16 protein-coding genes are annotated in these 13,126 nt (G+C 69.9%); 9 read left to right on the forward strand and 7 right to left on the reverse strand.

Annotated elements, in window-relative coordinates:
- Positions 1 to 43: 43 nt before the first annotated feature.
- The 8 genes from VHAB30_RS14650 to VHAB30_RS14680 all read left to right on the forward strand — a co-directional run bounded on the left by VHAB30_RS14650 (position 44) and on the right by VHAB30_RS14680 (position 7,572).
- On the forward strand, positions 44 to 1,237 hold the full coding sequence (locus VHAB30_RS14650; RefSeq protein WP_159277500.1) for a serine hydrolase domain-containing protein: 1,194 nt from the start codon (positions 44 to 46) through the stop codon (positions 1,235 to 1,237).
- Positions 1,230 to 2,426 (forward strand): MFS transporter, encoded by a 1,197-nt coding sequence (locus VHAB30_RS14655; RefSeq protein WP_159277501.1) that lies wholly within the window; start codon positions 1,230 to 1,232, stop codon positions 2,424 to 2,426. Before VHAB30_RS14650 ends, VHAB30_RS14655 begins: the two co-directional genes overlap by 8 nt.
- A gap of 131 nt (positions 2,427 to 2,557) precedes the next feature.
- Complete coding sequence (locus VHAB30_RS14660; protein WP_159277502.1) at positions 2,558 to 3,784, forward strand: MFS transporter; 1,227 nt, start codon at positions 2,558 to 2,560, stop codon at positions 3,782 to 3,784.
- A gap of 41 nt (positions 3,785 to 3,825) precedes the next feature.
- Positions 3,826 to 3,969, forward strand: coding sequence for a hypothetical protein (locus VHAB30_RS30960; RefSeq protein ID WP_167395003.1), 144 nt, complete (start codon positions 3,826 to 3,828; stop codon positions 3,967 to 3,969).
- A gap of 43 nt (positions 3,970 to 4,012) precedes the next feature.
- Entirely contained in the window at positions 4,013 to 4,585 is a 573-nt protein-coding gene (locus VHAB30_RS14665; protein WP_159277503.1) for a class I SAM-dependent methyltransferase, read from the forward strand.
- Positions 4,586 to 4,656: 71 nt separating this feature from the next.
- Entirely contained in the window at positions 4,657 to 5,553 is an 897-nt protein-coding gene (gene dapA, locus VHAB30_RS14670; protein WP_370869904.1) for a 4-hydroxy-tetrahydrodipicolinate synthase, read from the forward strand.
- 157 nt (positions 5,554 to 5,710) lie between these two features.
- Complete coding sequence (gene bamC, locus VHAB30_RS14675; protein ID WP_062474681.1) at positions 5,711 to 6,787, forward strand: outer membrane protein assembly factor BamC; 1,077 nt, start codon at positions 5,711 to 5,713, stop codon at positions 6,785 to 6,787.
- Positions 6,788 to 6,792: 5 nt separating this feature from the next.
- A complete protein-coding gene (locus tag VHAB30_RS14680) occupies positions 6,793 to 7,572 on the forward strand; it encodes an MBL fold metallo-hydrolase (protein WP_159277504.1) in 780 nt (259 codons plus the stop codon).
- A gap of 79 nt (positions 7,573 to 7,651) precedes the next feature.
- Here VHAB30_RS14680 and VHAB30_RS14685 read toward each other — a convergent pair whose 3' ends face one another.
- The 3 genes from VHAB30_RS14685 to VHAB30_RS14695 all read right to left on the reverse strand — a co-directional run bounded on the left by VHAB30_RS14685 (position 7,652) and on the right by VHAB30_RS14695 (position 9,633).
- Complete coding sequence (locus VHAB30_RS14685) at positions 7,652 to 7,900, reverse strand: hypothetical protein (RefSeq protein ID WP_056583267.1); 249 nt, start codon at positions 7,898 to 7,900, stop codon at positions 7,652 to 7,654.
- Positions 7,901 to 7,994: 94 nt separating this feature from the next.
- Complete coding sequence (locus VHAB30_RS14690; RefSeq protein ID WP_159277505.1) at positions 7,995 to 8,501, reverse strand: hypothetical protein; 507 nt, start codon at positions 8,499 to 8,501, stop codon at positions 7,995 to 7,997.
- The gene (locus VHAB30_RS14695) at positions 8,491 to 9,633 is read right to left on the reverse strand and encodes a JmjC domain-containing protein (protein WP_159277506.1); all 1,143 of its coding nucleotides are present in this window, start codon (positions 9,631 to 9,633) and stop codon (positions 8,491 to 8,493) included. Before VHAB30_RS14695 ends, VHAB30_RS14690 begins: the two co-directional genes overlap by 11 nt.
- A 14-nt stretch (positions 9,634 to 9,647) precedes the next feature.
- Between VHAB30_RS14695 and VHAB30_RS14700 the strand changes: the two genes are divergently transcribed.
- Positions 9,648 to 10,172: an FKBP-type peptidyl-prolyl cis-trans isomerase gene (locus tag VHAB30_RS14700; protein WP_095947302.1), complete on the forward strand. Its 525-nt coding sequence runs from the start codon at positions 9,648 to 9,650 to the stop codon at positions 10,170 to 10,172.
- A 70-nt stretch (positions 10,173 to 10,242) separates the two neighbouring features.
- Here the strand turns inward: VHAB30_RS14700 and VHAB30_RS14705 are convergent, their stop codons facing one another.
- The 4 genes from VHAB30_RS14705 to coaBC all read right to left on the reverse strand — a co-directional run bounded on the left by VHAB30_RS14705 (position 10,243) and on the right by coaBC (position 13,059).
- Positions 10,243 to 10,743, reverse strand: coding sequence for a glycine zipper 2TM domain-containing protein (locus tag VHAB30_RS14705; protein WP_062474665.1), 501 nt, complete (start codon positions 10,741 to 10,743; stop codon positions 10,243 to 10,245).
- Positions 10,744 to 10,932: 189 nt separating this feature from the next.
- Positions 10,933 to 11,379 (reverse strand): dUTP diphosphatase, encoded by a 447-nt coding sequence (gene dut / locus VHAB30_RS14710; RefSeq protein WP_070059522.1) that lies wholly within the window; start codon positions 11,377 to 11,379, stop codon positions 10,933 to 10,935.
- Between the two features lie 16 nt (positions 11,380 to 11,395).
- Positions 11,396 to 11,836: a hypothetical protein gene (locus tag VHAB30_RS14715; protein ID WP_159277507.1), complete on the reverse strand. Its 441-nt coding sequence runs from the start codon at positions 11,834 to 11,836 to the stop codon at positions 11,396 to 11,398.
- A complete protein-coding gene (gene coaBC / locus VHAB30_RS14720) occupies positions 11,836 to 13,059 on the reverse strand; it encodes a bifunctional phosphopantothenoylcysteine decarboxylase/phosphopantothenate--cysteine ligase CoaBC (protein ID WP_095947300.1) in 1,224 nt (407 codons plus the stop codon). Before coaBC ends, VHAB30_RS14715 begins: the two co-directional genes overlap by 1 nt.
- Between the last annotated feature and the right edge of the window lie 67 nt (positions 13,060 to 13,126).

Consider the following 13,126-nt stretch of genomic DNA (forward strand, 5'->3'; position numbering starts at 1 on the left):
AGCCGTCTTTATCCGAAGTCGGCTTCTTCCTATCGTGGGCCGCATGACCTTTCTCCCCGATATTTCCCCCACTTTCACCCCTGCGTGGCAGGGCCCAGACCCGTCGCGCATCGACGCGGCCATCGACCGCGCGCTGGCCGAGCAGCGGCTGGTTGGCGCCGTGGTGCTGGTGCGCCACGACGGGCGCCTCGTCCACCGGCGCGCCGCCGGGCTGGCCGACCGCGAGGCCGGCCGGCCGATGCGCGAGGACGCGCTGTTCCGGCTGGCCTCGGTGTCCAAGCCCATCGTCTCGACCGCCGCGATGGTGCTCGTGGACCAGGGCCGGCTCGACCTGGAGGACCCGGTGACGCGCTGGCTGCCGGACTTCCGCCCGCGCCTTCTCAATGGCGGCGAAGCGGTCATCACGCTGCGGCAGCTGCTGACCCACACGGCCGGCCTGGGCTACCGCTTCCTCGAAAGCACGGACGACGGCCCGTACGCGCGCGCCGGCGTGTCGGACGGCATGGACCGCGACGACGGCCTCACGCTGGCCGCCAACCTGCAACGCCTGGCCGGCGTGCCGCTGCTGTACCCGCCCGGCACCGGATGGCTCTACTCGCTGGCCATCGACGTGCTCGGCGCGGTGGTCGAGACGGCCAGCGGCCTGCCGCTGCCCGAGGCGGTGCGCACGCTGGTGACCGGGCCGCTGCAGATGCACGACACGGGCTTCGCCGCCGTCCCCGGCGACCCGCGGTTGGCCACGCCCTACGTGAACGGCCCCGGCGCCACGCCGCCGCAGCGCATGGACGGCCCGGTCGTCGCCACGCCGTTCGAGGCCGCCGTCGGCATCCGCTTCGACCCGGCGCGCGTCTTCGACGCCAACGCCTGGCCCTCGGCCGGCGCCGGCATGGTCGGCAGCGCGGACGACTTCCTGCGCCTGCTCGACACGCTGCGCACCGGCGGCGCTCCGCTGCTGGGCGCCGCCACCGTCGACACCATGGGCCGCAACCACACGGGCGCCTGGGGCCCCGCGGACGCGCCGGGCTGGGGCTTCGGCCTGGGTTTCTCGGTGCTGCACGACCCGCAGCCCACGCAGACACCCGAATCGCCCGGCACCTGGCGCTGGGGCGGCGCCTACGGCCATGCCTGGTTCGTCGACCGGGCGCGCGGGCTCAGCGTGGTGGCCTTCACGAACACGCTTTACGAAGGCATGTCGGGCCGCTTCGTCACCGAACTGAGGGACGCCGTCTATGCGTGACACGACCTCTTCCTCCCCCCTGCCCCTGTCCGGCCTGCTGGCGCTGGCGGCCGGCGGGTTCATCACCATCCTCACCGAGGCGATGCCGGCCGGCCTGCTGCCGCAGATCGGCGCCGACCTGGGCGTGGCGCCCGCGCTGGTCGGCCAGCTCGTCACCGTGTACGCGCTGGGTTCGCTGGTGGCGGCCATTCCGCTGGTGGCCTTCACGCGCGGCTGGCGGCGCCGGCCGCTGCTGATGGGCGCGATCGGCGGCTTCGCGGTGGTCAACACGGTGACGGCGATGTCGCACGACTACACGCTGACGCTGGTCGCGCGCTTCTTCGCCGGCGTGTTCGCGGGCCTGCTGTGGGCGCTGCTGGCCGGGCACGCGGCGCGCATGGTGGCGCCGTCGCAGCAGGGCCGGGCCATCGCCGTGGCGATGCTGGGCGCGCCGCTGGCGCTGTCGCTGGGCATTCCGGCGGGCACGCTGCTGGGCGCGAGCGTCGGTTGGCGGCCGGCCTTTCTGATCATGTCGGCGCTGTCGGTGCTGCTGCTCGGCTGGGTGCGCTGGCAGGTGCCCGACTTCCCGGGCCAGGACGCCGGACGCCAGCAGAGCGTGCGCCGCGTGTTCCTGCTGCCGGGCGTGCGGCCGGTGCTGGCGGTGATGTTCGCCTTCGTGCTGGCGCACAACATCCTCTACACCTACATCGCCCCCTTCCTGGCGCACGCCGGGCTCGGCGCGCAGGTCGGGCGGGTGCTGCTGGTGTTCGGCGCGGCGTCGCTGGGCGGCATCTGGCTCACGGGCGTGCTGATCGACCGCTGGCTGCGCACGCTGGTGCTGGCCGGCACGGCGGCCTTCGCACTGGCGGCGCTGATGCTCGCCGCGGCGGGCGGGTCGGCGGCGGGCGTGTACCTCGCGATCGCGGTCTGGGGCCTGGCCTTCGGCGGCGCGGCAACGCTGTTCCAGACCGCCTCGGCCCAGGCCGCCGGCGACGCGGCGGACGTGGCGCAGTCGATGGTCGTGACGACCTGGAACCTCGCCATCGCCGGCGGCGGGCTGGCGGGCGGCCTGCTGCTGCAGGGCGGCGGCGCGGGCAGCCTGCCCTGGTCACTGCTGGCGCTGCTGGTGCCGGGGCTTGTGCTGGCGTGGCGGGCCTGCGAGCACGGCTTTCCGGGCGCGCGTGGCGCGGCAGCGGCACCGGCGCGCTGACCCCGAAGGCAGGTCACGCGCCTGCCTTCTTTCTTTGATGCCGTGCGCGCATCGAAACCGCGCCCACAAATCATCAATGGCCTTGGCCGCCACGCCACCTGCCGCAGCATCCATTTCGCTACATTCGAAGGATGCAAGCCTCCCCCGCCCCCACCCTTTCGATCAAGCAGGTGCTGTTCTGCGGCGCCATGATCGTCACGCTCTCGATGGGCATCCGCCACGGCTTCGGCCTCTGGCTGCAGCCCATCACGCAGGCGCAGGACTGGAACCGACAGACCTTCTCGTTCGCGCTGGCGGTGCAGAACCTGTCGTGGGGCATCTTCGGCGTGTTCGCGGGCATGCTGGCCGACCGCTTCGGCGCGTTCCGCGTGCTGATCGGCGGCTCGCTGCTGTACGCGGCAGGCCTCTTCGGCATGGCACATTCGCCGACGCCGCTGCTGTTCACCCTGAGCGCGGGCGTGCTGATCGGCGCGGCGCAGGCGGGCTCGACCTATGCCGTGATCTACGGCGTGATCGGCCGGCAGATTCCGGCCGAGCGCCGTTCCTGGGCCATGGGCGTGGCCGCGGCGGCCGGCTCGTTCGGCCAGTTCCTGATGGCGCCCATCGAAGGCCGCCTTATCGGGGCCTTCGGCTGGCAGACGGCGCTGGCCGTGGTGGCGGTGCTGGTGCTGGTGATCGTGCCGCTGGCCTTCGGCCTGCGCGAGCCCAAGACCGCGGCGCTGGCCGGCCACCGTGACCAATCGGTGCTGCAGGCCGTGGGCGAGGCCTTCCGCTACCCGAGCTTCGGCTTGCTGATGGCGGGCTACTTCGTCTGCGGCTTCCAGTTGGCCTTCATCGGCATCCACATGCCGACCTACCTGCGCGACAAGAACCTGTCGCCTGAGGTCGCGGGCTACGCGCTGGCGCTGATCGGACTGTTCAACGTGTTCGGCACCTACACGGTCGGCCTGCTGGGGCAGAAGCTGTCCAAGCCCAAGATCCTGGCGGCCATCTACTTTGCGCGGACGGTGTCGATCGCCCTCTTCCTGCTGGTGCCGATCTCGCCGCTCAGCGTGTACGTCTTCTCGGCGGCGATGGGCTTCCTGTGGCTGTCGACCGTGCCGGCCACCAACGCCATCGTCGCGGGCATCTTCGGCGTGGCGCACCTGTCGATGCTCAGCGGCTTCGTGTTCCTGAGCCACCAAGTGGGTTCGTTCCTGGGCGTGTGGCTGGGCGGCTTCCTGTACGACACGACGGGCAGCTACAGCATCGTCTGGTACATCTCGATCGCGCTGGGCGTGTTCGCGGCGCTGATCAACCTGCCGGTCAAGGAAAGCGCCATTGCGCGCGCGGTCCGGCCGGTCGCCGTGGCGGGCTGACGGCCCGCGCTTTTCTGTCTTGTTTGCAAGGAGCCATCGCCATGACGCCCCGCACACGCAACCACTACCTGGCCCAGGCCGCCTGGCTCGCCGCCGTGCTGGCGGCGCTGGGCGGCGTGTTCGCGCTGTACGTGCATCCGACGTTCCTGGTCACGCTGGTCGACCAGGTGTGGTCCTGTTTCTGAACGACTTCGACCCGAACCGCCCGCAAACCGGGCCCAGGCAGCTATGAAAGATGTAGCAATTCCCGTGCATGCGAACACGGCGCCCTCCGAATGGGTCGTGCGCTGGTCGCACCTGCTCGCCCCGAACGCCACGGTGCTCGACGTGGCCTGCGGGTCCGGGCGGCACATGCAGTGGTTCGCCGGGCGCGGGCATGCGGCGACCGGCGTCGACCGGGCGCCCGAAGCCGTCGAGGCGGCCGGCGCCTTCGGGCGCGTGGTGGCGGCCGACATCGAGTCGGGCCCCTGGCCCTTCGCGGCCCAGCGCTTCGGCGCGGTGGTCGTCACGAACTACCTCTGGCGCCCGCGCATGGCCGACATCGTGGCCGCGGTGGCGCCGGGCGGCGTGCTGCTGTACGAGACCTTCGCCGCCGGCAACGAGACCGTCGGCAAGCCCTCGCGGCCCGATTTCCTGCTGCAGCCGGGCGAACTGCTCGGGGCCTGCGCCAGCCTGCAGGTGATCGCCTATGAAGACGGCTTCCTGCCGGAGCCGGCGCGCTTCGTCCAGCGCATCGCCGCCGTGCGGCCCGGCGAAGCGGCCGCGGGCGCCCCGCCGCGCCACTTCCTGAAGGCCAGCTGAGCTGGCCGACACAACTGTCTCCGGCCCGGCCGGAGTCAGTAGAATGGCCGCTTTCGTCCACCGACAAAGAGATTCCCTTGGAGCAACTGACAGGCAGCATCGTCGCGCTCGTCACGCCGATGCACGACGACGGCAGTGTCGACTACCCCGCCCTGCGGCGGCTCATCGACTGGCACATTGACGAAGGCACCGACTGCCTTGGCGTGGTCGGCACCACCGGCGAATCGCCGACGGTCGATGTGGAAGAGCACTGCGAAATCATCCGCGTATCCGTCGAGCAGGCCCGGGGCCGCGTGCCCGTGATGGCCGGCTGCGGCGCGAACTCGACCAAGGAAGCCATCGAGCTCGCCAAGTTCGCCAAGGGCGTCGGCGCCGACTCGCAACTCCAGGTCGTTCCCTACTACAACAAGCCCACGCAAGAGGGCCAGTACCAGCACTTCAAGGCCATCGCCGAAGCTGTCGGCGACCTGCCCGTGGTGCTGTACAACGTGCCCGGCCGCACCGTCGCCGATATGGCGCACGACACCGTGCTGCGCCTGGCGCAGGTGCCCGGCATCATCGGCATCAAGGAAGCCACCGGCAACATCGAGCGTGCCCAGTGGCTCATCCGCGACCTGCCGAAAAACTTTGCCGTCTACTCCGGCGACGACCCGACCGCGGTCGCGCTCATGCTGTGCGGCGGCCAGGGCAACATCAGCGTCACGGCCAACGTGGCGCCGCGCAAGATGCACGAGCTGTGCGTGGCCGCACTGGCCGGCGACGTCAAGCGCGCGATGCAGCTGCAGTTCGAACTGATGCCGCTGCACCGCAACCTGTTCGTCGAACCCAACCCGATCCCGCTCAAGTGGGCCATGGCCCGCCTGGGTCTGTGCGGCGGCGCCCTGCGGCTGCCGCTCACGGAACTCGGCGAAGCGAGCCGCCCGGCGGTCGAGGGCGCCCTGCGCGCCACCGGCCTGCTCAAGGACTGACCGAGCCCGGGTTTCCCCACCGATCACACCGGCTCCCGTCCGCCCTTTCCCCCTGTTCGCAGCAAGGTCAAGCAACCTTTTGCCGCAACAGTGCTCAGAGAGGGCGGGGCGCTGGGGCCCATCGATTGACCGAACCATTCCACCAAGGAAGACGACGTTGAAGAACATTTCGCGACTTGCACTGCTGGCCCTCGTTGCCAGCCTCGCCGCCTGCTCCGTCCTCGAGAGCGACAAGATCGACTACAAGAGCGCAGGCAAGGCCCCGACGCTCGAAGTCCCACCCGATCTCTCCCAGCTCTCGCGCGACAACCGCTACGCAGTGCCGGGCGGCGCCGTCACCGCCAACGCCTACCAGGCCGGCATCGCGAACGCACCGGGCATCCCCACCGCCGTGGCCAACATCGGCGACGTGCGCATGGAGCGCTCAGGCACGCAGCGTTGGATCGTCATCAACCGCACGCCCGACCAGCTCTGGGAGCCCGTCAAGGACTTCTGGCAGGAAAACGGCTTCCTGCTGACCACCGACCAGCGCAACCTGGGCATCATGGAAACCGACTGGGCCGAGAACCGCGCCAAGCTGCCGCAGGACATCATCCGCGGCACGCTGGGCAAGCTGGTCGACTCGGTCTACTCGACCGGCGAACTCGATCGCTTCCGCACCCGCCTGGAGCGCAGCACCAACGGCACCGAGATCTTCGTCAGCCACCGCGGCATGCAGGAGGTCTACAACAACTCCCGCCAGGACCAGACCGTGTGGCAGCCCCGCCCGAGCGATCCTGAGCTCGAGACCGAATTCCTGCGCCGCCTGATGGTCAAGCTCGGTGTGTCGCAAGAGCAGTCGAAGATCCTCGCCGCGACCACCGCAGCGCCCAAGACCGCCACCGTGGCCACCGTCGGCAACCAGCCGGTCGTGCAGATCAGCGAAGGCTTCGACCGCGCATGGCGCCGCGTCGGCCTGGCCCTGGACCGCACCGGCTTCACCGTCGAAGACCGCGATCGCAGCGCCGGCACCTACTACGTGCGCTACGTGACGCCGAACCCCGACAAGAAGGACGATGGCTTCTTCGGCAAGCTGTTCAGCTCCAAGAAGGACGAAGCGCCGATCAAGTTCCGCATCTCGGTCAAGAGCCAGGGCGAAGCCACCACGGTCTCGGTCCTGAACGACGCCGGCGCACCCGAAACCTCGGCCAACGCGCAGCGCATCGTCAAGGTCATCGCCGACGACCTGAAGTAAGCCCCATGCTCCGCTTCCGAAGCCTCGGCAGCGGCAGCACGGGCAACGCCGCGCTGGTCGAAGCAACGACCAGCGCCGGCCGCACCACCCGCCTCCTCGTCGACTGCGGCTTCGGCATCCGCCAGCTCGACCGGCGCCTGGCCCAAGCGGGCCTGGCTGCCGCAGACCTCGACGCCGTCTTCATCACCCACGAGCATGGCGACCACATCGGTTGCGCCCACGCGCTGTCGCTGCGCGACCGCATTCCGGTCTGGATGAGCGAAGGCACGTGGCTTGCCACCGGCCGCCGCGACTACGAAGGCCGCCTGCACCTGGCGCGCGACGACGCCGAGTTCACGGTCGGCGACCTCTGCCTGCAGCCCTTCACCGTGCCCCACGACGCCCGCGAGCCGCTGCAGCTGCGCTGCACCGACGGCAACCGCACGCTGGGCGTGCTGACCGACCTGGGCCACGCCACCAGCCACGTGCTGGCCCGGCTGCGCGGCGCGCACGCGCTGCTGCTGGAGTTCAACCACGACAGCGACCTGCTCGCCGGCTCGGCCTACCCGTCATTCCTGAAGCAGCGCGTGGGCGGCAACTACGGCCACCTGTCGAACACCGCGGCCGCCGAGATCGCGCGCGCCGTGCTCCACGACGGGCTGCGCCACGTGGTCGCGGCGCACCTGAGCGAGCAGAACAACCGGCCCGAGATCGTGCGGCGCCTGATGGCCGAGGCGCTGGGCGGCGATGAAGCCGAGATGCTCACGGCGACCGCCGCCGAGGGCTCGCCCTGGCTCGACGTCTGAACAGGCGGGGCATCGCCCTCCCCCAATGAAAAAGCCGCCCGAGGGCGGCTTTTTTGCATGGTGCGGACCTGCAGCGAAATTACTGCTTCGGTGCCTCGCCCTTCTTGGCGGCTTCGGTCGCGGCGTTGGCGGCGTCCAGGGCCGACGAGGCGGCTGCCGACGGTGCCGACGCAGGCGCGGCGGCTGGCGGTGCGGCGGGTGCGGGTTCGGTCACGGGAGCGGGCGGCGGGGTCACGACCGCGGGGGCGGCGTCCTCTTTCTTTCCGCAGGCCACCAGGGCGGCAGCGGCGATCAGCGAGGCAATCAGGACGGACGACGACTTCTTCATGAGGACTCCTTTGGCAATGAAGGTCTGGAACCAAAAAATTCTAGACCGCCAACCCCGCCCGGATATGTCGCGGGGGTGTATTTGCGGCATTGGCTTACAAGCCGAGCGTGGAGGCGGGAAAGGCCGGCCGGCCCTGGCGCCAGCGCTCGTCGAGGCTTTCGCGCAGGTCGCGCCGTGCACGCGCGTCGCCGCTGCAGACGCCGCGGCTGCGTTCGGGGTCGATGCGGTGCAGGCACCAGGTGGGCGTCCACAGGGCGCTGGGCACCTCCTCTGCCGCGCCTGAACGGCCTGCCGCGCGGCATTCGACGATGTGGTCCCAGGTGCGGCGCCACGTCACGAAGCGCGCATGGCCGCGCTCGATCAGGTCGAAGCGCCCTGCCAGCAGCAACAGGCGGCGCCCGCTGGCCGACCAGGCCTGCAGCGCCTCGATGCTGGCGCGCTCGCCCAGGGGCCAGTCGGCGAAGTCGGGGTCGCTGAAGACGATCTCGCTCCAGCCCTGGCGTGCGGCAGCGGACAACGCCCCGCGAACGAGGTCGGCAAACGCCTCGCGGCCGTCGAATCGGCCTTCGCTCAGGACCGGTATGGCGCCTTCACCCGGCATGCAGCCAGCCCGCCTCGCACCACTCGCCCAGCAGCGCCCGCGCGCCCTCGCTGGCGCGGGCCAGTTCGCGCGCACCGAGCGCGCGCTGGTCGGCCAGCCGCCGCATCAGCGTGGCGTCGGCCCCGCCGGCGCGGAAGCTCTCGCCGTTGATGTAGACGTGCCGCGCGTCGTAGAGCATGCGCGTGCGGCGGTCGAGCGCGACTTCGCGCAGCACCGCGGGCACTTCATTGCCTTCGCCGAACCAGACGTTGGCCTTCGGCTCGGTGAGCGATTCGCCCAGCGCGCGGTCGATGGCGTCGGGGTCGCGCAGCGCGGCTTCGACGGCCTTGCGCGCGAAGTCCTGCAGCGCGGCCGGCATCGCGGCCGGGGCCTCGACGGCAGGTTGCGACGGATCGCGGTAGCGCGCCAGTTCGGCCGGGCCTGCGTCTTCCAGGTCTTCCGCATAGGCCTGCGCCACGCGCGCCAGCAGGTCGGCGCCCAACTCGCCCACGGCGGACGAGCGCAGCCCGATGGAATACGTCATGCAGTCGTCGCCCACCGCCACGCCGTCGTGGGCGTACTTGGGCGGCAGGTACAGCATGTCGCCGGGCTCGAGCACGAAGGTCTGCTCGGGCTCGAAATGCTCGAGCACCTTGAGCGGCACGTCAGGCTGCAACCGCAGGTCGGATTGCTTGCCGATGGACCAGCGGCGCCGCCCCTGCGCCTGCAGCAGGAACACGTCGTAGCTGTCGAAATGCGGGCCGACGCCGCCGGTGTCGCTCGCGTAGCTGATCATCAGGTCGTCCAGGCGCGCGTCGGGCAGGAAGCGGAACTGCCGCAGCAGGTCGTGCACGCCGTCGTGATGCAGGTCGACCCCCTGCACCAGCATCGTCCAGCCCGGCTGCTTCAGCGGCGGCAGCGCGCGGCGGGGCAACGGGCCGTGCTTGAGCGACCAGCCGCCCTTCCCATGCCGGATCAGGCGCGACTCGACGCCCTCGCGCTCCGCCAGCGCGAAGAGCGCTTGGCGGTCGATCGGTGGCACCATCGAGGGAACGGCCTGCCGGATCAGCAGGGGTTTCTTTTGCCAGTACCGGCGCATGAACTGCGCGGGCCTCAGGCCGCCAAGCAAGGGCAGCGGTTGATTGATCTCCATGGGAGAATTCTGCAATGGAAATCTCTGAACAATGCGTGGTCGGCCTGACCTGGACCATGAAAGACACGCTGGGCGATGTGCTGGACGTGCTCGACGAGCCGGTGGAATTCATGGTGGGCGGCGACGACCTCTTCGACGTGATCGAGGCCGCCCTGCAGGGCCATGAGCCCGGCGCGCGCGTGCAACTGCAGATCGAGCCCGAACAGGGCTTCGGCGACTTCAACGACCAGCTGCTCTTCCTGGAGCCGCGCGCGCTGTTCCCCGAAGGCACCGAGGAAGGCATGACCTTCGACGGCTCCGCCCTGCCCAAGGGCGTGAGCGAGGCCATGCCCAAGGACGCGATCTACACCGTGGCCGAGATCTACCCCGACCACCTCGTGCTCGACGGCAACCACCCGCTGGCGGGCATCGCGATCCGCCTGGACATCACGGTGCGTTCGGTGCGTGAAGCCACCGAAGAAGAAGTCGGCCGCGGCTCGGCCGGCACGGCCTTCTTCAAGGTGCCGCCGATGGCGCCGGGCGGCCAGATGCTGCACTGACACCCAGCCATCCCACAAAGCAAAAGCCGGGCAGTGCCCGGCTTTTTTCTTTGCGCGCGCGGCCGACCGCTTACATGCGCGAGATGTGCCCGTTGTCGATGCGCACGCGGTCGCCGATGCGCAGGTCGCCCGGGTTTTGCACGTCGAAGGCGCGGTAGCCGCCGCGGTCGGTCTGCACCGAGACGCGGTAGCTCTCGTAGGCGCGCGGGCCGTTCTGCTGGGCCTCGATGGTGTTGCCCAGCAAGGCGCCGCCCACGAGGCCGAGCGCAGTGGCTGCGGCACGGCCGTTGCCGCGTCCGAACTGGTTGCCCACCACGCCGCCAATGAGGCCGCCCGCGATGGCACCGCCACCCGTGGTGCCCACGCCCGCGGTTTCGCTGCGCAGCACCTCGATGTTGGCGACGTGGCCGTACTCGACGTAGGCCGCTTCCTGGTACTGGATCGCCCGCGGCGGGGCCTGGTAGGGATAGCGCGAGGTCTGGTAAACCGGGGCCGGCGCGACACAGGCCGTGAGCGTGGCCAGTGCGAGCACGGACGCCGTGACGGAAATGAAGCGCATTGAGATGTTCATGAAAGAGGCTCCTCGAAGAAAACAGCACGCGCCCGGACGGGCTGCATGCCTGCCTGTGTCTAACGTTTCAGCCGAAGCCGCGATGACGAAAGACACACGCTGAAACCTTCGAGACGAACCGCACGCCGGCGGTTCCGTTCTTTACGCCTTGGATACTCAGGTGCCCTTCAGCTTTGCCGGGGCAAAGGCTCAGTGCTTGCCGGTCGAACCGTAGCCGCCCTCGCCGCGTTGCGAGGCCTCGAACTCGGCGACCACGCGAAACTGCGCCTGCACCACCGGCACGATCACCAGCTGCGCGAGCCGCTCCATCGGCTGCAGCACGAAGGGCGTGTTGCTGCGGTTCCAGGCGCTGACCTTCAGCTCGCCTTGGTAGTCGCTGTCGATCAGGCCGACGAGATTGCCCAGCACGATGCCGTGCTTGTGACCCAGGCCCGAGCGCGGCAGGATCAGCGCGGCATAGGCCGGATCGGCCAGGTGGATCGCGATGCCGGTGCCCACCAGTTGCCAGGCATTGGGTTCGAGCGTGACCGGGGCATCGAGGCAGGCCCGCAGGTCGAGGCCGGCGCTTCCGGGGGTGGCATACGCGGGCAATTGATCCACCATGCGCGGATCGAGGATTCGGACGTCTACGTTCACTGACTTGCTGCCTTGTTTATTTCTGTTGCTGTTCTTTTTGCCTGCGGGCGGCCTCTTCGAGCACCTGCTGCCACTTGGCGACCCCGGGCCTCAGGCTGAGTCCCTTGAGAAAACGCTTGCCGAACCAGGCCGCCGCGGCGGCGCCCAGGACCAGCACGGAGAGCGGCACGCCGATGGCCCACAGCACCAGGAACACCATCGCCCCCATGCCGGCCAGCACCTTGAGCGTGCCCAGGGGGATGGCCTTGGTGCCGTCTGCCTTCGCGGCCTCGCCAGCCGGCGATTCGCGCCGCGTGGCGACGGTCCCCTGCGCGCCGGGCGAAGGCGTCATGCCGACGTCCAGCCCGTGCTCGGACTCCTTGCCCGGGACGCGGGCGGACTGGCCAGCCCGCGCCGACAGCTGCTCCACGTAGCGGGCGAAGTCGCCGTTGGGTGGTGTGTTGGATTCGGTGTTCATCAGGCCCTCCAATCAGGAAGTCGCGCGGCAATCTCCGTCATCAACTCGCGCGCCAGCCGGAGCTTGGGCGCGCGGGGCAGCTCGCGCACGCCCTTCGCGTCCACGAGCAGCAAGGCGTTGTCGTCCTGCCCGAAGGTCAGGGGGCCGATGTTGCCCACCAGCAGCGGAATGCCTTTGCGTTCGCGCTTGGCCTTGGCGTGCTCGGCGAGGTTCTCGCTCTCGGCGGCGAAGCCCACACAGAACAGCTTCCTGGCCTGTGCGCGTTCGCTCTTGGCCACCGTGAGCAGGATGTCGGGGTTCTCGACGAAGTGCAGCACCGGCGTCTGGCCGCTGCCGTCTTTCTTGATCTTCTGGTCGCTGTGCGTCGCCGGGCGCCAGTCGGCCACGGCGGCCGTTGCTACAAAAATGCTAGCTGCCTGCGCAGCGCGGGTGGTGGCTTCGAGCATCTCCTGCGCCGACAGCACGTCGATGCGGCTCACGCCGCGCGGGGTCGGCAAGTGCACCGGGCCGGCCACCAGCGTGACCTCGGCACCGGCCTCGCGCGCCGCGCGGGCGATGGCGAAACCCATCTTGCCGGACGAATGGTTGGTGATGCCGCGGATCGGGTCCAGCGCCTCGAAGGTCGGGCCGGCCGTGACCAGCACCTTCTGCCCCGCCAGCAGCTTGGGCTGGAAGAAGGCCGTGATGTCCTCGAGCAGTTGCGCCGGTTCGAGCATGCGCCCGTCGCCGGTTTCGCCGCAGGCCTGCCAGCCGCTGCCCACGCCCAGCACGGTCGCGCCGTCGGCCGACACCTGCATCAGGTTGCGCTGCGTGGCCGGATGGGCCCACATCTCGCGGTTCATGGCGGGGGCGATCAACAGCGGCACGCGGTCGGTCGGACGCGCCAGGCACAGCAGGCTCAGCAACTCGTCGGAGCGGCCCTGTACCAGCCGCGCGATGAAATCGGCGCTGCAGGGCGCCAGCACGATCGCGTCGGCCTCGCGGCTGAGGTTGATGTGCGGCATGTTGTTCGGCTCGCGGGCGTCCCACTGCGAGGTGTAGACGGTGCGCCCCGAGAGCGCCTGCATGGTGACCGGCGTCATGAACTGCTCGGCCGCCTCGGTCATCACGACCTGGACGGTGGCGCCCGCCTTCACGAGCAGGCGGCACAACTCGGCCGATTTGTAGCAGGCGATGCCCCCTGTGAGTCCGAGGACGATGTGTTTGCCGGCGAGATCTTGCATGGGACATATTGTTGCTCACATACCGACAAGATCAGGAACCGGATGGCCTTCGGCCGTGGAGGCACAA

Source organism: Variovorax boronicumulans (assembly GCF_009811375.1).
Taxonomy (GTDB): Bacteria; Pseudomonadota; Gammaproteobacteria; order Burkholderiales; family Burkholderiaceae_C; genus Variovorax; species Variovorax boronicumulans.